Origin of the sequence: Sinomicrobium weinanense, assembly GCF_018863395.1 — a bacterium.
In the GTDB taxonomy this organism is placed as follows: Bacteria; Bacteroidota; Bacteroidia; order Flavobacteriales; family Flavobacteriaceae; genus Sinomicrobium; species Sinomicrobium weinanense.
This window is the reverse complement of the sequence record NZ_JAHKRR010000001.1, coordinates 405,519-426,129: the sequence shown is the minus strand read 5'-3', so window position 1 is coordinate 426,129 and position 20,611 is coordinate 405,519. Positions and strand designations below refer to the sequence as shown.

The following is a 20,611-nucleotide window of genomic DNA, read 5'->3' as shown; positions in this document are numbered from 1 at the left end:
AATATTGATCCTGGGCTTTCATATACAGCCATCCAACTTCGAACTTCCTACTCCCACCTACGCCTGTTCTCTTTTTCCATGAATTTGCGTATTTGCCGTTCTTCCCAATCCCTGCCGAAGAAAATATTGGGAACAAATACGATTACAGCGTGAGCCAAAAGCCCTATTCCCCAGAAAACTGCTGTGGAAAAAGTACCAAAGTTCCAAAATTGATCGCCATCCCATTTGGCTTCCACCCCGATCCATATCACCAGGAACAGGTTAATGACCAGATACCAGAACAGGTGACGGTAAAATCCCCTTATCTTATCCAGTTTTTTCTTGGCATTGAGATATCTCTCCTCTTTAGTGTAAATTTTCATGTTGAACTGTTTTTAAATCTATCAGGATTAAACACCTGCCGATCTATTGCCATCTGGTCGTTTTTTCGTCTTCACGCATGTATTCGCGTATTTTTTTCTCTTCCCAGCTCCTTCCGAAAAAGCCCTTGTCCAGGAATACGCTTACTGCGTGAAAAGCCAGGCCTATCCCCCAACCAAATACGGGAAACCAAAACCATTTAAAGTCCCAGGAGGTCCTGTAATTGATAAAGATCAGGAAAGGGATCACAATACAATAAGCGGTTAAATTCCAGTAAAATTCCTTGAGTTCCTCCACCCGTCTTTTGGCCGCGAGGTACTTTTCATTCAGTTCTGCACTTTCCGTATTCATACTTTCTATTTGTTTGGTTAACATTGGTATTCTTACTTCAAAGAAAGGAGCCGCTTCTTTGATCATTACTTTTCTTTCCGTAAGCAGGTCATAACGCTGGCTGATATTGGCCAGTCCTACCCCGCTTCCCTTTTTTACCACCTGTTTGCGCTGCATATTGTTGCGCACGACGAGGTTTCCGCCTTCTTCAAATATTTTGATCTTCAAAGGGTTCCGGGCAGTCACCGTATTGTGTTTCACGGCATTTTCCAGCAACAGTTGCAGGGAAAGCGGCACCACTTTTGCTTCCGGGTTATCCGGTTTGTCCGGCATGTCGAATTCTATACTGTCTTCAAAGCGCATTTTCAGCAGGCCCACATAGGTTTTGGCAAATTGAAGCTCCTCTTCGACAGACACCAGCTCCTTATTCTTCTGCTCCAGCACATAGCGGTATATTTTGGACAGCGAAGTGGTAAATTTCTGTGCCGACTGCGGCCTTTCGTCGATAAGGCTGGTAAGCACGTTAAGACTGTTGAACAAAAAATGTGGGTCGAGCTGGTTTTTCAGGGCGTCGAACTGGGCGGATGCCGTCCCGGCAATGATCTTTTGTTCCTTGACCCTGTTTTCCTGTAATGCCTTATAAAAATGAAAAGCATGGAAGAACAGGGAAATAATGAGGGCTATGAGCGTAGCCACAAAATAAAACCCTCCGTTTTCCGATGCCAGAAATCCCCGGAATGACATTCCGTCAATAAACACCCGGTGAACGATCCTAAGAACGAATATTGCGAGAAGCGTTACAATAACAGAGCTCAGCACACCTATAAGAAGATTATACCTTCGCTCTCTTTTTTTGTTTGTTCTATTGATATACCGTATGAGATAAACATTTACAAAAGTAAGTGGAACTCCATACAATATGTAAAAGCCAAGGGAGGTCAGAATTCCGTTATCAAAGGCCGTCGAATATCCGGAAAGGAACCGGTAGGTCTGGTCCAGCAGGAAAATTATGGCGCTTATGGACAGGCCAATGACTATGGTCTTTATAAATTCTCTTGTATTCATTTTTTCATCAAAGATTCCGGCTTAAACAGTTTGGGAACATTAAATGTACAATTTTCCCCGGTAAGTATTTTCGCCTCCACAAATCTCTGCCAATCCCCCTGGCTTTCTAAAACCGAATGCCCGAACTGTAAAAATTGCAGGATGAATTGTAAGATGAATACAAAAAAGCCATCCGGAAACGGAGCCGAACGGCATATTGCAGATGTCCCGGCGGCAGCCGGTATTCAATGAAAAGTTTAAAGATCGGAACTGTTGTCCCTTCTATCCGTTTTTTCTTCCGGTCCCTTTTCCTTTTTCTTTTCGTAATAATGGTCCCGGAACGATCTCCTCTTTCGTTCCTTCCATCTCCGCATGTTTCTCCGGCTGTTCCACAATACGGCAAGGAACAGTAATGCAATGATGATGATCCAGGTAGTGCTCATTTTGTCTTAATTTCTTATAAAATTACATTTTTACGGACGAATTACGAAATCTTCCCTGACCTGCCCTTTCCTGAAAAAGACCAGTCCGAGATAGAACAGGTCTACGGTCACCGTTACTTTGGTATTTTTCTTTACAATCTGCCAGGCATCTTCCGAAGCCGGGGTTTCATGTATCTTTTCCAGCACCAGTATATGATCGTCTTTGAATATGGTTTCATTCAGAAAACGGGATACCTCGTCCGGGCGGAGCGGTTTATTGTAGCAGCTAATGTCAGACACCCCTTCGGGTTTTACACTTATTCCCGGAAAATATTTCCGCAATGCATCACACAGGTTGTTATCGGAAAGGTCTGCAATATGAATACTCTTTGATTTGAAGTAGGCCATAGTACGGAACAATATACGCCGGTGTTTTGGTCCTTTATACTTACGGCCCCGGTACAGTCCCCTGGTAACATAGACATATACAAAAGGGGAATGTATGCCGTGCTGGTTGGTAGATCTGATAAGGAATTTTAAATATCTTAACATCTTCTAATTATGAAAGGTCTCTCCATTACAACCTGCCCTGAGTGCGGTTCAGAGGTTCGAGTAGCTCTGCAAAACGATCAGATCGGGTACAATCCGGATTCGGGGGCAACCTATTAACCGGTACTTACATTGGAGCCGTGCTATTCTTTATAGGAGAGTTCCAGCCAACGGTCGGTCTTTTCTTCGATCCCTGCCAGAACCTCGCGGAGCTTTACGGACAATTTGTCAATGCGGTCGCCTTCGAGTCCTCCTTCCGAAAACATAGCTTCTATTTTTTCCTTTTCCTCCTCCAGTTTCCTGATTTCCCTTTCCAGCCTGTTGTATTCCTTTTGCTCGTTATACGAAAGTCCTTTATTGATATCCTTCCGCCAGGTATTTTTTTCCTTTTTGGTATCGCTTTCCGGTGGTCCCGCTTCGTTTCCGGCAGGAGGTGCACTGTCTTCATAAGCCCGGTAATCGGAATAATTGCCGGGAAAATCCTCTATCTCCGCATTTCCCCTGAATACAAAAAGATGGTCGACGATCTTGTCCATAAAATACCTGTCGTGCGACACTACGATAAGACAGCCGGGAAAATCGAGCAAAAATTCTTCCAGAACGTTCAGGGTAATGATATCCAGGTCGTTGGTTGGCTCATCGAGAATGAGAAAATTAGGGTTCTGGATGAGCACGGTACAGAGGTAAAGCCGCTTCAGCTCTCCCCCGCTGAGTTTCTCAACAAAGTCGTATTGTTTTTTCCTGTCGAAGAGGAAACGTTCCAGCAACTGGGCCGCAGAGATGTTCTTTCCCTTGGCCAGCGGAATGTAATCGCCAAATGCACGGATAACATCAATGACCTTTTGACCGGTCTTTATCTCTATGCCCGCCTGGGTGTAATAACCGAACTTTACGGTCTCGCCGATCACGATCTTTCCGGCATCGACGTGGATGGCCCCCGTGAGCAGGTTGAGGAAGGTGGATTTTCCGGTACCGTTCTTCCCGATAACCCCTATACGCTCTCCTTTTTTAAACACATAGTTGAACTTCTGCAATATATTTTTATCTCCAAAAGTTTTGGAAACATTGTGCAGTTCCACGATCTTGCTGCCCAGCCTTTCCATGTTGATCTCCAACTGAACGCGGTGTTCTTTTCTCCGCTCCTGGGCCCTTTCTTTAATGACGTAAAAATCGTCTATACGCGATTTGGACTTGGAGGTCCGCGCTTTTGGCTGGCGGCGCATCCAGTCCAGCTCCTTGGTGTAGAGGTTCTTCGCTTTTTCTACGGAAGCCCGTTCCGCGTCTATCCGCGCATCTTTTTTTTCCAGGTAATAAGAATAACTCCCTTTATAAGTATACAGTTTACCATTTTCCAGCTCCACGATCTCGTTGCACACGCGCTCCAGGAAATACCTGTCGTGAGTCACCATAAAGAGAGTAATGTTTTCCTTGGCAAAATAGGATTCCAGCCACTCTATCATTTCCAGATCGAGGTGGTTGGTAGGTTCGTCCAGGATAAGCAGGTCCGGTTTATTGAGCAGAACAGTGGCCAGCGCCAGGCGTTTTTTCTGTCCGCCGGACAGGGAAGACACTTTTTGGGAGAGATCGTCCAGTTTCAGCTTGGAGAGTATTTGCTTGTATTGTGTTTCAAAATCCCAGGCATTATGCAGTTCCATTTGTTCGAACGCTTGCTGGTAGGCCTTTTCTTCTTCCGGGTTCCGTAATGCCCTTTCGTAGTTGTGAATAACCTTCAACACCTTGTTATCGGAAGCAAAAATGGTCTCTTCTATGGTGAGTCCCGGTTGCAGGTCGGGTTCTTGTGACAGAAAGCCGATATATATCCCTTTGCGGGAGATCACCTGCCCCGTATCGGGCACATCCTTTCCGGTGATGATATTCAACAGGGAGGTTTTCCCGGTGCCATTCCTGGCAATAAACGCTACTTTCTGGTCCTTGTTGATACCGAACGATATATCGGTAAACAGCACCCGCTCTCCAAACGATTTGGATATATTTTCTACTGATAGATAATTCATTGATCCGTCTCGACTTTTTCTAAGGAGTAAAGCTACAAAAGAGAAGCCACCCTCGAAACATCAGGGCTGCAAATATTTTATATTTTTTGCAGTTCAGACTGTCGGTTGCCAGTTGCGAGTTCCCTGTTATATACTCAACCGATCAACTTGCAACCGGTAACTGGCAACTGGGGGCCCCGGCAACCCGCCTTATACTACTTCATGGCAACAATAATAAAACGCTTCCAAGGATCAGTAACACTCCGCAGATACGGCAGGTCCACCGGCCAAAAGGGGCGAGTTTTTCAATAAGGACAAACAGGGTGATCGCAGCGATCCACAGCAGGTTCATTACGCCACCGAAAAACAACAGCAACATTAATGCCCAGCAACACCCCAGGCAGTAAAGCCCGTGCTTTATTCCCAGTTGCAATGCTCCCCATATACCGGATTTCCAGTGTTGCGACAGAAAACTGATCGGAGAGCGACATTTGCCCAGGCAGGTGCGTTTAAGGGGTGTGAATTGCCATACTCCGGCCAGGAGGAGCATACAGGATGCAAAAACCCTGTTGGTAGGTTCCATCATCATATCGAGCAGGGCCATCTCCGCCAGCATCCATTGCAAAAGTGTGGCTATGGCACTAAAACCTGTCCATATCAGCAAATAACCGGCCACAAAAGCATAGCTGCGCGCTACTGGCCTGTACGGGTTCGGGCTTTGCCGTACGACCTTTTCAAACATCAGGATCGCAGGGGCTGCACTGGGCAGCATCATACCGGCCATCATCACTACCCACATCAGGAATATAAACGTGATATAGCGGGCATCCCAGCTATCCTGCATCATCCAGGCCGAAAGGCCGTCCATACCGCCATACATATCCACCGCCGCAGGTGCCAGCCAGGCCCAGCACAATACAATAACTCCTATTATTCCTGCAAGAATGATGAGCTTGGGCCTGCGCAGAAGTTCATGGAACCTGATCATTAGACTAAAAACTCTTTGGTCTGCATTTAAGATATAGCTTTCAGACTGCGATTACACCGTCATTGTCCCACGCTGCATAATAGACATGGGCATGCGACTCTTTCAGGTCGAGCTTTATAGCGGCTTTATCCAGGGTGAGAGTATCACCACTGATATATTCTGCTTCACGGTATTCAAAACCTCCCGGAAGTACAACACGGGAACGGGATTCTATACCGGTGATCTTATTGCGGATAGGAGTTCCTTCGGCTTCTACCAGGTCCCGGACTTTCAGATGTGCCTTTCCGGCCTCAATATCGCAGTCAAAATCAATGGCAGCGGTTACAGAAGGCTGAAGATGCGGAGCCATGGCTGCAAATATCTGGAAGAATGTACCTTCAGCAGAGACCTGCCCTGCTCCAATGGTTTCCAGTGCCTGGCGTTGATCGGCCGAGGCCTGTTCTTCCAGGAAGAGTTGAACCTTACCATTCCCTTCATGCACCGCACCGGGCCACGAGAAGAGTGTTCCCCATACCAGCCCGTCGAGCCTTACACCGTTGAAATTCCCTTTATCAATACGCATGGCCCATAGGGCTTCACACCGGCCGGTGGTAGGCAAGGCATTGAACTGACAGGGGCAACCCCAGGCACAATTGCAGGTAGCAAAGGCCGGGCCCCTGATCTCAAATTTAGTCGTTTCCATATTTTAAAGTGTTTAGTTAGTAATGGTCTCGACTAAAGATACAATTTATATAAGAGAAATACAATTACCAGGCCCTGACAATTAAGGGGTTATAAAACCGGAGATCCGAAGCCGGGGAATTTTCCCCGGCCCTGCCGGTTTACGACTCGTCCAGTATCTGGGCAGCGTGGTCCTTGGTCTTTACCTTGTCGATGACCCGTTCTATCTTTCCTTCCCCGTCGATGATAAAGGTCTTGCGGTGAATACCGTCAAAGGTTCGCCCCATGAATTTTTTCGGTCCCCATACACCAAAGGCTTCGATGACCTTTTTATCTACGTCGGCCAGCAGGGGAAAAGGGAAATCGTATTTCTTTTTGAAGTTGGACTGTCTTTTTTCCGAATCTGCGCTGACGCCGAGGAGTTCATACCCCTGGTCTTTCAATTCCTGAAAATTGTCCCTCAGGTTACAGGCTTCGGCCGTGCATCCGGGTGTGCTTGCTTTGGGGTAAAAGAAAACGATCCATTTTTTACCGAGGTAATCCGAAGAGGATATCGTATTTCCGTCCTGGTCATTAACAGTAAATTCCGGTACTTTATCTCCTGGTTGCAGTGTATTCATTATTTGTATAGATTTTAGATGTTAGACGTTAGATTTGAGATGTCAGATTATGATCTCCGGTTCCCGATCCGGGCCGGGGGATCAGACTTCAAACGCAAGGCATTGCGCCTCTACTTTGTACTTTGTACTTTATACTTCGTACTTCATACTTTTTTACATATTTTAGTCGACCAAAAGTATGTAAAAATGACCAAAAGCCAAAAAGTGGCGTTCACGATCGGGACGCTGGAAGAGATATATCCCGAAATCCCCATTCCGCTGGACCACAAAGATCCTTATACCTTGCTAATTGCTGTGCTGTTGTCTGCCCAGAGTACGGATGTACGCGTAAACCAGATCACTCCCATACTGTTTGAAAAAGCGGACAATCCGTATGCCATGGCCAGACTTACTCAGGATGAGATCAGGGAGATCATTCGGCCTGTGGGGCTTTCTCCCATGAAATCCAAGGGTATTTACGAGCTGTCCCACATCCTAATAGACAAATACAACGGGGAGGTCCCGGCGGACATCGATGCCCTGGAGTCCCTGCCCGCCGTTGGGCACAAAACGGCCAGTGTGGTTATGTCACAGGCCTTTGGTATTCCGGCATTCCCGGTAGACACTCATATTCATCGCCTCATGTATCGCTGGGGCCTGAGCAACGGAAAAAATGTGGTCCAGACCGAAAAGGATGCCAAAAGGCTGTTCCCGAAGGAAAAATGGAACAAACTACATTTACAGATCATCTGGTACGGCAGGGAATATTCTCCCGCCCGGGGATGGGACCTGGAGAAGGACGTCATCACTAAAACTATCGGCAGAAAATCGGTGATCGACGAATATTATAAAGCTAAAAAGAAACCGTCTTCCAGAAAATAATCAATTCCGGAAGACGGTCTATTTAAAGTTCGGGGGAACTTTTTCCGTTCAGTTCAGCAGAGTTTCGAACTTTATTTCCTTATAATCCACTACACGAAGTGCTCTGGAATAATTGAGCAGGAAACTCACCGTTTCCGGCCGGGGTCCGATTTTTTTAAGTTCTGCCGACTTTTTAGTGTAAAGGTTTGCCATTCTGCAATAAATTTTTAGGGTTGTTCTTTAACAACGTGGCAAAACCTTTAATATTGCATTATTGATTTGTTAAAACTATGTTATTTTTCTCTACTATTTTCCTTAAATTGATAATAGCGTAACGCATCCTCCCCAAAGCTGTATTGATACTCACCCCGGTGATCTCGGAGATTTCTTTAAAGCTCATATCTTTATACATACGCATTACCAGCACTTCCTGCTGATCTTTCGGAAGCTCCCCGATCAGTTTCCTCACATCGTCTTCCACCTGGTCCTTGATGATCTGTTTTTCGACATTGGGACTGTTGTCGCTGATCACGGAAAAAATATTAAAATCATCACTGCCTTCGAATTTAGGCATCCGTGTGTTTTTCCGGAAATGGTCGATGATGAGGTTGTGGGCTATGCGCATCACCCAGGGCAGGAATTTCCCTTCCTCGTTGTATGCGCCTTTTTTAAGAGTTTTTATCACCTTTATAAAGGTATCCTGGAAAATATCCTCAGCGATATCCTTGTCGAATACCTTGGAAAATATAAAACTATAAACTCTTTGAGAATGACGGTTGATGAGAATTTCCAATGCATTTTCATCACCTGACAAATATTTTTCTACTAAAGCAGAATCCTGAAGAAGTTGCTCCATAATAATTACTTTTTATCGAAACCAATACATTCCACACGCGGGAAATGCTTCGTTGTTTTCCTAATTCTTAATAAGTAATTTTATGGAATAAGCGTTATTTTTTTAACGTTTTGCTGGCCAAATATAATAACATTCCTTAAATATATGCAAATATTAAATGGTATTTTCTATAATTTATAATGACATATTACGGTTTATGGTGGCTTGCAGAGACTTGTACAATACATCGTAATTCGTTGTTATTTATGACCATTAGCAGCATATTTTGTTTTACAATATTCCACCAATCCCGGTCTCCGAGCATCGTCGAGGGGCAATCTCATCTAAAGACCAAAACATTTTTTTCAATTGCATCATTATCCTTTATCTTTGTATTTTTCCTTTTTTAGTTATGACGGATATATCACAATTAAACCCGAAACAGAACATTCTGATCAAGGGGGCAAGGCTCCACAACCTGAAGAACATCGACGTTGCCATCCCACGGAACAAGCTGGTGGTCATTACCGGGCTTTCGGGTTCCGGAAAGTCCAGTCTGGCCTTTGATACCCTCTATGCCGAAGGGCAGCGCAGGTATGTGGAGAGCCTGTCGTCTTACGCCCGCCAGTTCCTCGGCAGGCTGGACAAACCCAAAGTCGATTATATCCGGGGGATCGCCCCTGCCATAGCTATCGAACAAAAGGTAAATTCTACCAATCCCCGTTCCACAGTAGGGACGACCACCGAGATCTACGATTATCTGAAATTGCTGTATGCACGTATCGGACAGACCTTTTCTCCCGTATCGGGCAAAAAAGTTAAAAAAAACACCGTGACCGATGTCGTAGACTTTGTAAACAGCTATGACCCGCAGACCAAATTGCTGCTCATGGCCCCGGTACACATTCCAGATCACAGGAGTGCCCTGGAAAGCATTAAGATCCTGGCACAGCAGGGATATGCCCGTATAAAATACAAAGGGGAAGTGGTCCGCATAGATGAGATCGTCTCTGAGATCGATCACGATTTTTACCTGGTCGTCGACCGGGTCATTACCAAGCCCGGGGACGACGATTTTACAAACCGCCTGTCGGATGCCGTGGAAACTTCATTTTTCGAAGGCAAAGGCCAATGTATTATCGAAGAAATACAGTCGGGGAAACAAACCTCGTTCAGCAATAAGTTCGAAAGGGACGGCATACAGTTTTTCGAGCCCAATATACACCTGTTCAGCTTTAACAACCCCTTCGGCGCCTGCCCCAAATGTGAAGGCTACGGAGACATAATTGGTATAGACGAAGACCTTGTGATCCCCAATTCCGGACTGTCTGTCTATGAAAACGCTATTTTTCCGTGGCGTGGCGAAAGCATGAGCTGGTATCGCGACCAACTGGTAAACCATGCCTATAAATTTGACTTCCCCATCCACAAACCCTGGTTTGAACTCTCCGAAGCACAAAAACAGCTGGTATGGGACGGGAATTCCTATTTCACCGGATTGAACGATTTCTTTGCCGAACTGGAAGAAAAGAACTATAAGATACAAAACCGGGTGATGCTCTCCAGATACCGCGGCAAAACCCGGTGTACCGAATGCGGGGGGCGACGGTTGCGGAAAGAAGCCAATTATGTAAAAGTAAACGGTAAGACCATATCGGACCTGGTGGAAATGCCATTGCATCGCCTGGCGGAATTTTTCAGCACTATCGAACTCACGGAATACGAACAGAAAGTAGCAGGCCGCCTGCTCAAGGAGATCAACAACCGGCTGCTTTTTCTGTCTAACGTAGGCCTGGAATACCTGATGCTGAACCGAAAATCGAATTCGCTTTCGGGTGGAGAGTCCCAGCGTATCAACCTGGCTACTTCTCTCGGAAGCAGCCTGGTGGGTTCCATGTATATCCTGGACGAACCCAGCATAGGCCTGCATCCCAGGGATACGGAAAAACTCATCTCCGTACTAAAATCCCTGCGTGACCTGGGCAATACGGTCATTGTAGTGGAACACGACGAAGACATCATGAAAGCGGCCGATGCCATTATAGATATAGGCCCTGAAGCGGGTACACAGGGAGGACATGTAGTAGCGGCAGGAAGTTTTAAAGATATCCTTAAGGCCTCTTCGCTTACAGGAGACTATCTCAGTGAAAGAAAACAGATAGAGGTCCCTGAGAAAAGAAGGACTTCCAAAAACTATATCCATATCCAGGGTGCCAGGGAAAACAACCTTAAAAACATCGACGTTACTTTTCCGCTGGACATGCTTACCGTAGTGACCGGAGTATCGGGAAGCGGAAAAAGTTCTCTCGTTAAAAAAATACTCTATCCTGTAATTCTCAAGGAAACCGGGGGATATGGAGAAAAAGCCGGAAAATACACCAAGGTAGAAGGGAAATACAGTGTCCTGAAAGCGGTAGAGTTCGTTAACCAGAATCCCATAGGAAGATCCTCCAGGTCCAATCCCGTTACCTATATCAAGGCTTATGATGATATCCGCGCCCTGTTCACTTCCCAGAAATTGTCAAAGATGAGGGGATACCAGCCCAAGCACTTCTCATTCAATGTAGATGGCGGGCGCTGCGAGACCTGTAAAGGCGAAGGCGAAGTGACCATAGAAATGCAGTTTATGGCCGATGTGGTCCTCCCTTGCGAAACCTGTAAAGGCAAACGCTTTAAAAAGGAAATACTGGAAGTGGCCTTCGAAGGAAAAAATATCAACGACGTCCTCAACCTCACCATAGACGACGCCATAGCTTTTTTCGGGGCACATAAACAAAAAAAGATCATCAATAAATTGCAGCCGTTGCAGGATGTCGGCCTGGGCTATGTAACCCTTGGGCAGTCCTCCTCCACCCTTTCCGGCGGTGAAGCACAGCGGATAAAACTGGCCTCTTTCCTCTCCAAGGGAAGCAACGGGGAAAAAGCCTTGTTTATATTCGATGAACCTACTACGGGACTTCATTTTCACGATATACAAAAACTGCTCAAATCCTTTAATGCCCTTATCAGCAAGGGACACTCCGTAGTCGTCGTAGAACACAACCTGGAACTCATTAAATGTGCAGACCATATCATTGACCTGGGGCCTGAAGGCGGGGAAAAAGGAGGTCAGGTTGTAGCCGAAGGGACTCCGGAAGAAATTATCAAAAACGAAAAATCATTTACGGCACAGTACCTCAGGGAAAAACTGCCTTTGGGAGTTGATCATCTGTCTTAAGAAAAAGCCCGTATACCACCTTGTTTTTATAAAAACAGGTCCATTACTATATGAGATGGCAATGTATTGGATCCCCACAATGGAATAACAGTGGGGGCGCAATGCATTGCGCCCCCCATGATGGTTTTAACAGGAATTTAACTACCCGGAAATTTCCATTTACAAAATTTGGCACGCTATTTGGTTTAAACTAAATACCTTAAACGGTTAGTTAGTTTTTTTCATATTTTGGTTGGTTAGTTGTAGAACCCTGTACCAAAGGTTTATGCCAGGTACAGGGTTTTATTTTTTATCTGCGTAAACCCTTTCCTGGATCCGCCACGATTTTCTCTTGGCCAGGAGCAGCAGTATAAATGAGACCAATGCCAGGACAAAGGTCATGATCACCATGGGAAATACCGTGCCGTTGTGAAAAATCCCCATCAATGCAGAAATGGCTGCCCCTGCCCCCATTTTAAAACTGCCGTTCATCGCCGAGGCCGACCCCACATTACCCGATGCATAAGGCTCCAGGGAAAGCGCCGTTGCATTGGGATTGATAAAGCCCAATAAAAACAGTATGAAAAACAGGAGACCTGCAAAAACGGGAAGCGGCAGTTCAAACCTCCACACGCCGACCAGCAAAAGTGATGTTACGATTAGCTGGATAAATGAAGTATTTCGGGTAAGTATTACAAGATCGTACCGCTTTAACAAGAACCTGTTGATCTGGCTTCCGGTGATAAAGCCAAAGGCATTAAGCCCGAACATCCATCCGAAAGTGGTTTCCGACACCCCGTAGAGTTCCATAAAAATATATGGTATTCCCGAAATGTAGGCAAACATAATAGCCATGGCAATACTGCCCGCCAATCCGTACAACACAAAATCGGAATTGCGGAGCACAGCCAGGTAATTCCCGGCAATACTGTCAAATTTCAGCGAGACCTTCCTGTCTTCCCCTTTGCTCTCTTCCAGGAAGAAATATATGACCGTTATGAGCAGCACGGCGATCACGAACAAAAATGCAAAGATAAAACGCCATCCGAAGTGGCCTGTAAATAACCCGCCCAGGGTCGGGGCTATCACAGGGGCCACACCCATAACCAACAAAATGGACGAAAAAGCCCGTGCCACCTCATTGGCTGAAAAACGGTCCCGGATAATGGCGCTGCACGCCACCATGCCTACACAACCACCCAGTGCCAGTACAAGCCGCATTCCGATAAGCCACCATACATCCGGCGAGAGGGCACAGCCTATGGCGGCCAGGGCATAGATCACCAGTCCGATAAGCAGCGGCTTTTTCCGCCCGAAACGGTCCAGCAGGGGGCCGTAAAAGAGCTGTCCGACCGATATCCCTATAAAATATGTCGTAAGGGTCAGCGATACATGGGCTTCATCCGTCTTCAGGTCCTCCGCAATAGCGGGAAAACCGGGGAGGTACATATCGATGGAAAAAGGTCCGAGGGCAGCAATAGAGCCCAGTATAACAATAAGAACCTGTTGTTGCTTCTTCGTCATATCAAAAACTTAACTATGTATGATGTGGAATTTATATTGGGAAGCTACAAAAGTACACATAATATACCGGGCACAGGGTAAAATGAACAGCCTTTAACATCCTGTTTGTATTTCCTGACAAAAAGACCCATTTTTTATTTCCGCCATATTCTCCTTTGCCAAAAAAAGGTTATTTTCGTCTTCACGCATATCACATCCGCCGGTTGATATCAACAAGCGGAAGAAAAGAAAAAACCAACCGATTAACAATATGAATATCCGTACCGCCTTTTCCTGTTTTATATGTTTTGCTACCATCGTTATTTCGTTTCCCGGCATTGCCCAGGAACTGAGATCCCCTTCCGAATTCCTGGGATACGAACCGGGATCGCGTTTTACAAGGCACCACCGTGTAGTGGAATATTACAGGCACCTGGCAGAGATGGCTCCCGAAATGGTAAAGCTGCAATCCTACGGGGAAACTTACGAACACCGGGAACTCGTCCTCTGTTATATCTCCTCCCCGGCCAACATTTCCAACCTGGAATCCATCCGTACCGAACACTTAAAATCCCTTGAGGGGAACAGTAATAACGACAAAGCCATTGTATGGCTCAGCTATAATGTTCACGGCAATGAAAGCGTAAGCACCGAGGCTTCGATGCAAACCGCTTATGACCTGTTGACCGGGAAAAAGGAATGGCTGGAGAATACCGTACTTATCATAGACCCCTGTGTAAACCCCGACGGCCGTGACCGCTATGTCAACTGGTACAATCAGTTCGTCAATTCGCCCAACAACATCGACCCGGACAGTAAAGAACACCACGAGCCCTGGCTCAACGGCCGCCCCAATCACTATATGTTCGACCTCAACAGGGACTGGGCATGGCTTACGCAAACAGAGAGCAGGCAGCGGGTGAAGGTGTTCAACCAATGGCTCCCGCATATCCATGCAGATTTCCACGAGCAGGGCATGGACGCCCCTTACTACTTTGCCCCTGGCGCCGAACCCCTGCACGAGGTCATTACCAACTGGCAAAAAGATTTTCAGGTAACCATAGGAAAGAACCACGCCAAATACTTCGATGCCGAAGGATGGCTCTATTTCACCAAAGAAGTGTTCGACCTTCTTTATCCGAGCTACGGAGACACTTATCCCATGTACAATGGCAGCATCGGTATGACATACGAGCAAGGTGGCAGCGGCAGGGCCGGCCTCGGGGTCATTAACGGAACCGGAGACACCCTGACCCTGAAAGACCGCCTGGCACATCACTATACCACAGGCATCTCTACCGTAGAGATCGCCTCTCGAAATGCCAAAAAACTCAATGAAGAATTCCGGAAATTCTATACCCGAAAAGATTTCAAATACCAGAACTATATATTGAGCGGGAACAGGGACAATACAGAAGCCCTGACCGGATTGCTGGACAAACACGGTATCACTTACCGCTTTGCCGGGGAAACCACAGTAAAAGGCCTGGACTATGCCACCGGAAAGCAGGGCACGATGAAAACTGCCCCGGGAGATCTCGTTATCCCGGCAGACCAGCCCAAAGGCACCCTGGTACAGGTACTGTTCGAGCCCCGGACCAAGCTGAACGATTCCCTCACCTACGACATAACCGCATGGGCCCTGCCCTACGCCTACGGCCTGAATGCCATAGCCACAAAAAGTGGAAATATACCTTTGGACAGTGCCTCACCCGAAGAAAATATTCCTGCCCCTGCCTCTGATGCCTACGCTTATATCACCGATTGGAACAGTATGAAAGATGCCAGGTTTCTCGCCTCACTCTTAAAAACAGGGATCCGGGTACGTTACAGCGAAAAGCCCTTTACGGCTGCCGGAAAAGCATTCAGTGCCGGGAGTCTTATCATCACCAGAAAAGATAATGCTCATCGCAAGGATTTTCTGCAACAGCTCTCTGCCCTCGCCGGGGAACACAAGCAAGAAATAACTTCTGCTTCCACAGGCTATGTGGACAAAGGCAGGGACTTCGGCTCCTCATCGGTAAAAATGATAGGCGATACTAAGGTAGCCCTCTTGTCCGGAAAACCTTCGTCCACGCTTAATGTCGGGGAGATATGGCATTTCTTCGAGCAGCAACTGGAGTATCCGGTCACTGTACTCGACACCGATTATTTTGAAGAAATAAAACTCTCTTCCTACGATATCCTGATCATTCCCGACGGCAACTATCCGGAATACCTGGATGAAGAAAAAATAACCCTTATAAAGAACTGGGTAAAGAACGGTGGAAAACTCATCGCCCTCGGCAAGGCACTCCGCTCCTTTGCAGGAACTGACGGTTTTGACCTGGAGGAAAAACAATCGGAAGACGACGAAGAACCGCATTCCACCTCACCTTATATTTCATGGCAAAGAGAAGATGTCAAAAACAATATCACCGGGGCCATCTACAAAGCCAGGGTAGACAATTCCCACCCTCTGGCCTTTGGTTATTCCGACACCTATTTTTCCCTGAAAAGGGGCAATACCGCATATGCCCTGATGGATAGCGGAAATGTAGTATATCTCGAAGATAGCGGAGACCCGTTATCCGGATTTGCAGGCAGCGAAGCCAGGAAAAACATCAGTAATACCCTGGTTTTCGGTGTACAAAAACATGGCAAAGGGAACATTGTATACATGGTAGACGATCCCCTGTTTCGCGGCTTCTGGCAGAATGGAAAACTGTTTTTTGTCAATGCCCTTTTTATGGTACGTTAAAGGTTGTTGTTGCCGGTTGCCAGTTTCGGGTTGCCAGTTTTAACCGGTAAACAGGTAACCGGCGGTAAGGCTACAAAAAAAGGCCCCGTTTTCGGAGCCTTTTTTTCATGCGTTTTTTACGCTTGCATTTTCTTAGCCTTCTTAGCTTCACGCTTTTCCTTGATCATTTCCATAATGGACCCGGTGATCCAGTAAGGAATAGCAAAAGCTGTCAGGAAGAGCATCAACCAGAACCCCATAAGGGCTATGCCTGCGAATGCCAAAAAGCCTAAATACTGATCAAATTCAAACATAATTTCCGGAAATTTTCGAATTCCCCACAAAAATACCGTTTTTAATTGAAATCCCAAGCCTTTTCGGTACTAAAATATGAAGTGTGTTTGCCAGTGTTCGGGTTTGCGGGTGTTCAGGTATGTAGTAAGGTCAACAACTCGAACACCCGACCACCCGCATACTCGTATACCTGTGATAAAAATCCGAAAATCACCGGCTTATTACACGGCAAAATGCTAATTTTGTAAGCAGTCTAAAAATCTTAACAAACATCATGGAATACAGAATAGAAAAAGATACCATGGGAGAGGTTAAGGTACCCGCAGACAAACTTTGGGGTGCCCAGACCGAACGTTCCAGGAACAATTTTAAAATAGGCCCTTCCGCCTCCATGCCACTGGAGATCATTTATGGATTCGCCTACCTGAAAAAAGCCGCGGCATATACCAACTGCGAGCTGGGGGTACTGCCCGAAGAAAAAAGGGATCTTATTGCCAAAGCCTGTGACGAAATACTGGAAGGAAAGCACGACGACCAGTTTCCGCTGGTGATCTGGCAAACAGGTTCGGGCACACAAAGCAATATGAATGTCAATGAAGTCGTGGCCAACCGTGCGCATCAATTGGCCGGGAAGACTATAGGAGAAGGCGAAAAAACACTGCAGCCCAATGACGATGTCAACAAATCACAGTCTTCCAACGATACTTTCCCTACCGGAATGCATATTGCCGCGTATAAAAAAATAGTGGAAACCACCATTCCCGGTGTAACCCGCCTGCGCGATACCCTGAAGAAAAAATCGGAAGCCTTTATGGATGTGGTCAAAATAGGCCGTACTCACCTTATGGATGCTACCCCGCTTACCCTGGGGCAGGAATTTTCCGGTTATGTTTCACAACTGGATCACGGCTTAAAGGCCCTGAACAACAGCCTGGACCACCTGTCTGAGCTCGCACTGGGAGGCACGGCTGTGGGTACCGGGATCAACACCCCACTGGGTTATGCCCAAAAAGTGGCGGAATATATTGCTAAATTCACCGAATTACCTTTTAAGACCGCAGAAAACAAATTCGAGGCCCTGGCTGCACATGATGCTCTTGTGGGAACCCATGCTACACTGAAACAACTCGCTGTTTCCCTGAACAAAATAGCCAATGATATACGCCTCATGGCCTCCGGCCCGCGTTCTGGTATCGGCGAAATACTCATCCCTGCCAACGAACCCGGAAGCTCCATCATGCCCGGTAAGGTCAACCCTACACAGTGCGAAGCCCTTACCATGGTCTGTGCCCAGGTCATAGGCAACGATGTGGCTGTTTCCGTTGGTGGTACGCAGGGACACTATGAACTCAACGTGTTCAAGCCCGTTATGGCCGCCAACCTCCTGCAATCCGCACAGCTTATCGGAGATGCCTGTACGAGCTTTGAGGAGCACTGTGCCGCAGGTATAGAACCCAACCACGGCAAGATAAAAGAACTGCTGAACAACTCCCTGATGCTGGTGACTGCCCTCAATACCAAAATAGGATACTACAAAGCCGCCGAAATAGCCAATACGGCCCACAAAAACGGTACTACCCTGAAAGAAGAAGCCGTAAATCTCGGATACCTCACCGCCGAAGAGTTCGACGAATGGGTAAAACCGGAAGATATGGTAGGCTCATTAAAGTAAAGATCATTAAAAGATATGAACGTAAAGACGCACGGTCGTGCGCCTCAACGTGCAAGACTGTGCGTCTCAAACGAGATAATCCCGATTTCAGGGTACGGCCGTGCGTCTCAACGCTTACAAAAAACAGATCATTTGAAAATATTAATCAAAAACATCAAACAACTCCTCCAGGTCAGGGACAATCCGGTACAGAAGGTATCGGGAGCCGACATGAGATCCCTTCCTCTCCTGGAAGACGCTTTTCTCCTGGTCGAAGGAGACAGGATAGCAGACTACGGAAAAATGACAGACCTTCCGGATACACAGGCAGACGAGGTTATCGATGCTTCCGGCAGGGTTGTCCTGCCCACATGGTGCGACAGCCACACCCATATTGTATATGCCGGGAACCGCGAACAGGAATTTGTAGACCGGATAAACGGACTTACCTATGAAGAGATCGCCAATCGCGGTGGAGGTATACTCAATTCAGCTAAAAAATTGCAAGACACTCCGGAAGATGAACTGTACGAACAATCTGCAAAACGCCTGGAAGAAGTGATTGCCCTGGGCACAGGTGCCGTAGAGATCAAAAGCGGGTACGGGCTTACTGCGGATGCCGAACTGAAAATGCTCCGCGTCGTAAAAAAACTGAGAGCCCACTACGGCATCCCCGTAAAGGCTACATTCCTCGGGGCCCACGCCATCCCTGCTGCATACAAATCTGACCGGGAAGGATACATAGATCTCATCATCAACGAAATGATTCCGGCCGTAGCACAGGAGGGCCTGGCAGAATACGTGGACGTTTTTTGCGAAAAAGGGTATTTTACCACCGAAGAAACCGAAGCCATCCTCGAAGCCGGAAAGGCTTTCGGGCTCATCCCGAAGATCCACGTCAACCAGTTCCATGCTATCGGTGGGGTACAAACAGGCGTAAAATACAATGCCCTGTCCGTAGATCACCTGGAGGTGATGCGGGATGAAGACATCGAAGCCCTGAAAGGAACGGAAACCATACCGGTAGCCCTTCCCTCCTGCTCCTACTTTCTGAGCATTCCCTACACTCCCGCCCGGCAAATGATCGATGCAGGCCTTCCCCTGGCCCTGGCTACCGATTATAACCCCGGATCGACCCCCAGCGGCAATATGAACTTTGTTGTGGCCACTGCCTGTATAAAGATGAAAATAACCCCGGAAGAAGCCATTAACGCCGCGACGATCAACGGTGCTTATGCCATGGGATTATCAGATACGCACGGGAGTATTTCCAGGGGTAAAAAGGCCAACCTAATCATCACGAAAGAAGTGCCGGGTTATGCCTATCTACCTTATGCTTTTGGCAGCAACCATATAGAACAGGTGATGATAAACGGCAATATCAATTGATCTCATGATCTCAAAAAGCCTGAAACCCCTCGTTATAATACAAAAAACACCGCCCGGAATTCACCGGGCGGTGTTATTATGATCAAGATTATTTTATCGCTTTATTTCAGGGTAAAAGAAGAGGATCCTAATTCTCTCAACTTGCTGTCAAAGACTTTGACCTCGTAATTCCCTTTTGCAAAACCTTCACCTTCTTTATCTACATAATCGCATACATCGAGGGCTGCATTTTCGTAATAGAATGTGGAAATTTTACTGTATGTCACATTCACAGTAGAAGAAGACTCCTGTTCAGGTGCTACCTCTTCTACGACTTCTTCGACAATACCGGTAGTGTCTGATGATGTTATTTCACTTTTTACGGCACTTTTTGCATCAGAAATACTCTTCGCTACAGGCGGTGTGTAACTGGCCACTGCATTTTCTCCCATGATTGCACCGTCAGGCCCCGTTACCTGCACATAGAACTGGGTGTCCCCGGAAGATGCTATGCGGTTGGCTGCAACGGTATAACAAACTTTCAGTTTATCCGCTCTTCGGTGCCTGTTAACCGATACCAATTTACCACTGTTTCGTTCCTTGACCGCTTCTACTGAAAACGCAGAAAGGCTGAGGGCCGAACCTGCATCCACTACCTTGGCCAACTGTACGTTCTGTGTAAGGACGGAATCGGCAAACTCTGCCTGCCTTTCCAGGGTAACCCTGGTACTGTCCCTTTCCATGGTCAGAGCTTCATTGGAACGGCGCAGGGAATCGTTTTGCGCCAGCAAGAACTCTCTTTCCTTTGTAAGCACATTGACCTGTCGCCTGTAGCGATACAGTGCAGCAATATCGGCTTTCATCGACTTTACGGAATCGAGATATTGATTAATTCGCTCTCTGGCATCCAGAAGCTCCTGATTGGTAGAATCGCTTTCTGCGATAGCCCTGTCGTAATCCGCTCTCAGGTTATTGAGATCCTCAACCACCATATTCTTCTGATTGGTGAGGTCTGCCGTTGTCTTTTTCTTGTCGCTATACAAACTCGAAGTATAGATCAACGTCCCCACAAGGGCCACCCCCAGTAGTGCTGCTATAACTTTCAAACCGTTATTACTCTTTGATTCAGTCATAATGATTTCTTTTTAACTGTTAACGCTTATTTTTAATTTTTGTTATGCGGCCAGCGAATATATATACGTTTAAATTTACCAAATAGATTTTTTATTTTCATATTT

Annotated in this window: 18 protein-coding genes; 5 read left to right on the top strand and 13 right to left on the bottom strand. The window is 46.7% G+C overall.

What is annotated here, in order from left to right:
- Window positions 1-47: 47 nt before the first annotated feature.
- The 8 genes from KN811_RS01860 to bcp all read right to left on the bottom strand — a co-directional run bounded on the left by KN811_RS01860 (window position 48) and on the right by bcp (window position 6,967).
- Entirely contained in the window at window positions 48-362 is a 315-nt protein-coding gene (locus KN811_RS01860) for a 2TM domain-containing protein (RefSeq protein ID WP_187967296.1), read from the bottom strand.
- 43 nt (window positions 363-405) lie between these two features.
- On the bottom strand, window positions 406-1,755 hold the full coding sequence (locus KN811_RS01855; protein WP_187967295.1) for a 2TM domain-containing protein: 1,350 nt from the start codon (window positions 1,753-1,755) through the stop codon (window positions 406-408).
- A 236-nt stretch (window positions 1,756-1,991) separates the two neighbouring features.
- The gene (locus KN811_RS01850) at window positions 1,992-2,177 is read right to left on the bottom strand and encodes a hypothetical protein (protein ID WP_187967294.1); all 186 of its coding nucleotides are present in this window, start codon (window positions 2,175-2,177) and stop codon (window positions 1,992-1,994) included.
- A 30-nt stretch (window positions 2,178-2,207) separates the two neighbouring features.
- Window positions 2,208-2,708, bottom strand: coding sequence for a hypothetical protein (locus KN811_RS01845; RefSeq protein ID WP_187967293.1), 501 nt, complete (start codon window positions 2,706-2,708; stop codon window positions 2,208-2,210).
- 140 nt (window positions 2,709-2,848) lie between these two features.
- On the bottom strand, window positions 2,849-4,720 hold the full coding sequence (locus KN811_RS01840) for an ABC-F family ATP-binding cassette domain-containing protein (RefSeq protein WP_187967292.1): 1,872 nt from the start codon (window positions 4,718-4,720) through the stop codon (window positions 2,849-2,851).
- 199 nt (window positions 4,721-4,919) lie between these two features.
- A complete protein-coding gene (locus KN811_RS01835; protein WP_187967291.1) occupies window positions 4,920-5,687 on the bottom strand; it encodes a DUF2182 domain-containing protein in 768 nt (255 codons plus the stop codon).
- Between the two features lie 40 nt (window positions 5,688-5,727).
- Window positions 5,728-6,369, bottom strand: a complete 642-nt coding sequence (locus tag KN811_RS01830; protein ID WP_187967290.1) for a DUF1326 domain-containing protein — start codon at window positions 6,367-6,369, stop codon at window positions 5,728-5,730.
- A gap of 139 nt (window positions 6,370-6,508) precedes the next feature.
- On the bottom strand, window positions 6,509-6,967 hold the full coding sequence (gene bcp, locus KN811_RS01825; protein WP_187967289.1) for a thioredoxin-dependent thiol peroxidase: 459 nt from the start codon (window positions 6,965-6,967) through the stop codon (window positions 6,509-6,511).
- A gap of 186 nt (window positions 6,968-7,153) precedes the next feature.
- On the opposite strand from bcp, the gene KN811_RS01820 reads away from it, so the two are divergent.
- A complete protein-coding gene (locus KN811_RS01820; RefSeq protein WP_187967288.1) occupies window positions 7,154-7,828 on the top strand; it encodes an endonuclease III domain-containing protein in 675 nt (224 codons plus the stop codon).
- Window positions 7,829-7,876: 48 nt separating this feature from the next.
- On the opposite strand, the gene KN811_RS01815 is transcribed toward KN811_RS01820, so the two are convergent.
- Together KN811_RS01815 and KN811_RS01810 are read right to left on the bottom strand one after the other, a co-directional pair.
- Window positions 7,877-8,020 (bottom strand): hypothetical protein, encoded by a 144-nt coding sequence (locus KN811_RS01815; protein WP_187967287.1) that lies wholly within the window; start codon window positions 8,018-8,020, stop codon window positions 7,877-7,879.
- 58 nt (window positions 8,021-8,078) lie between these two features.
- Window positions 8,079-8,663 carry an RNA polymerase sigma factor gene (locus KN811_RS01810; RefSeq protein WP_187967286.1) on the bottom strand — a complete coding sequence of 195 codons (585 nt, stop codon included), beginning with the start codon at window positions 8,661-8,663 and terminating at the stop codon, window positions 8,079-8,081.
- A 391-nt stretch (window positions 8,664-9,054) separates the two neighbouring features.
- On the opposite strand from KN811_RS01810, the gene uvrA reads away from it, so the two are divergent.
- Window positions 9,055-11,859, top strand: a complete 2,805-nt coding sequence (uvrA, locus tag KN811_RS01805) for an excinuclease ABC subunit UvrA (RefSeq protein WP_216334643.1) — start codon at window positions 9,055-9,057, stop codon at window positions 11,857-11,859.
- Between the two features lie 282 nt (window positions 11,860-12,141).
- On the opposite strand, the gene KN811_RS01800 is transcribed toward uvrA, so the two are convergent.
- Window positions 12,142-13,362 (bottom strand): multidrug effflux MFS transporter, encoded by a 1,221-nt coding sequence (locus tag KN811_RS01800; RefSeq protein WP_187967729.1) that lies wholly within the window; start codon window positions 13,360-13,362, stop codon window positions 12,142-12,144.
- A gap of 250 nt (window positions 13,363-13,612) precedes the next feature.
- On the opposite strand from KN811_RS01800, the gene KN811_RS01795 reads away from it, so the two are divergent.
- On the top strand, window positions 13,613-16,081 hold the full coding sequence (locus KN811_RS01795) for a M14 family metallopeptidase (RefSeq protein ID WP_216334642.1): 2,469 nt from the start codon (window positions 13,613-13,615) through the stop codon (window positions 16,079-16,081).
- Window positions 16,082-16,197: 116 nt separating this feature from the next.
- Here KN811_RS01795 and KN811_RS01790 read toward each other — a convergent pair whose 3' ends face one another.
- Complete coding sequence (locus KN811_RS01790) at window positions 16,198-16,404, bottom strand: hypothetical protein (protein WP_187965154.1); 207 nt, start codon at window positions 16,402-16,404, stop codon at window positions 16,198-16,200.
- A gap of 224 nt (window positions 16,405-16,628) precedes the next feature.
- Here KN811_RS01790 and fumC point away from each other — a divergent pair, with 224 nt between their 5' ends.
- Together fumC and hutI are read left to right on the top strand one after the other, a co-directional pair.
- Window positions 16,629-18,026, top strand: a complete 1,398-nt coding sequence (gene fumC / locus KN811_RS01785) for a class II fumarate hydratase (protein WP_187965150.1) — start codon at window positions 16,629-16,631, stop codon at window positions 18,024-18,026.
- Between the two features lie 132 nt (window positions 18,027-18,158).
- Window positions 18,159-19,394: an imidazolonepropionase gene (hutI, locus tag KN811_RS01780; protein ID WP_187965149.1), complete on the top strand. Its 1,236-nt coding sequence runs from the start codon at window positions 18,159-18,161 to the stop codon at window positions 19,392-19,394.
- A 101-nt stretch (window positions 19,395-19,495) separates the two neighbouring features.
- Here hutI and KN811_RS01775 read toward each other — a convergent pair whose 3' ends face one another.
- Entirely contained in the window at window positions 19,496-20,506 is a 1,011-nt protein-coding gene (locus KN811_RS01775; RefSeq protein WP_187965148.1) for a hypothetical protein, read from the bottom strand.
- Window positions 20,507-20,611: the final 105 nt, after the last annotated feature.

Bases quoted from the DNA above. Each gene is read 5' to 3' on its own strand.
- KN811_RS01860 (WP_187967296.1), bottom strand. From the start codon at position 362: ATGAAAATTTACACTAAAGAGGAGAGATATCTCAATGCCAAGAAAAAA.
- KN811_RS01855 (WP_187967295.1), bottom strand. From the start codon at position 1,755: ATGAATACAAGAGAATTTATAAAGACCATAGTCATTGGCCTGTCCATA.
- KN811_RS01850 (WP_187967294.1), bottom strand. From the start codon at position 2,177: ATGAGCACTACCTGGATCATCATCATTGCATTACTGTTCCTTGCCGTA.
- KN811_RS01845 (WP_187967293.1), bottom strand. From the start codon at position 2,708: ATGTTAAGATATTTAAAATTCCTTATCAGATCTACCAACCAGCACGGC.
- KN811_RS01840 (WP_187967292.1), bottom strand. From the start codon at position 4,720: ATGAATTATCTATCAGTAGAAAATATATCCAAATCGTTTGGAGAGCGG.
- KN811_RS01835 (WP_187967291.1), bottom strand. From the start codon at position 5,687: ATGATCAGGTTCCATGAACTTCTGCGCAGGCCCAAGCTCATCATTCTT.
- KN811_RS01830 (WP_187967290.1), bottom strand. From the start codon at position 6,369: ATGGAAACGACTAAATTTGAGATCAGGGGCCCGGCCTTTGCTACCTGC.
- bcp (WP_187967289.1), bottom strand. From the start codon at position 6,967: ATGAATACACTGCAACCAGGAGATAAAGTACCGGAATTTACTGTTAAT.
- KN811_RS01820 (WP_187967288.1), top strand. From the start codon at position 7,154: ATGACCAAAAGCCAAAAAGTGGCGTTCACGATCGGGACGCTGGAAGAG.
- KN811_RS01815 (WP_187967287.1), bottom strand. From the start codon at position 8,020: ATGGCAAACCTTTACACTAAAAAGTCGGCAGAACTTAAAAAAATCGGA.
- KN811_RS01810 (WP_187967286.1), bottom strand. From the start codon at position 8,663: ATGGAGCAACTTCTTCAGGATTCTGCTTTAGTAGAAAAATATTTGTCA.
- uvrA (WP_216334643.1), top strand. From the start codon at position 9,055: ATGACGGATATATCACAATTAAACCCGAAACAGAACATTCTGATCAAG.
- KN811_RS01800 (WP_187967729.1), bottom strand. From the start codon at position 13,362: ATGACGAAGAAGCAACAACAGGTTCTTATTGTTATACTGGGCTCTATT.
- KN811_RS01795 (WP_216334642.1), top strand. From the start codon at position 13,613: ATGAATATCCGTACCGCCTTTTCCTGTTTTATATGTTTTGCTACCATC.
- fumC (WP_187965150.1), top strand. From the start codon at position 16,629: ATGGAATACAGAATAGAAAAAGATACCATGGGAGAGGTTAAGGTACCC.
- KN811_RS01775 (WP_187965148.1), bottom strand. From the start codon at position 20,506: ATGACTGAATCAAAGAGTAATAACGGTTTGAAAGTTATAGCAGCACTA.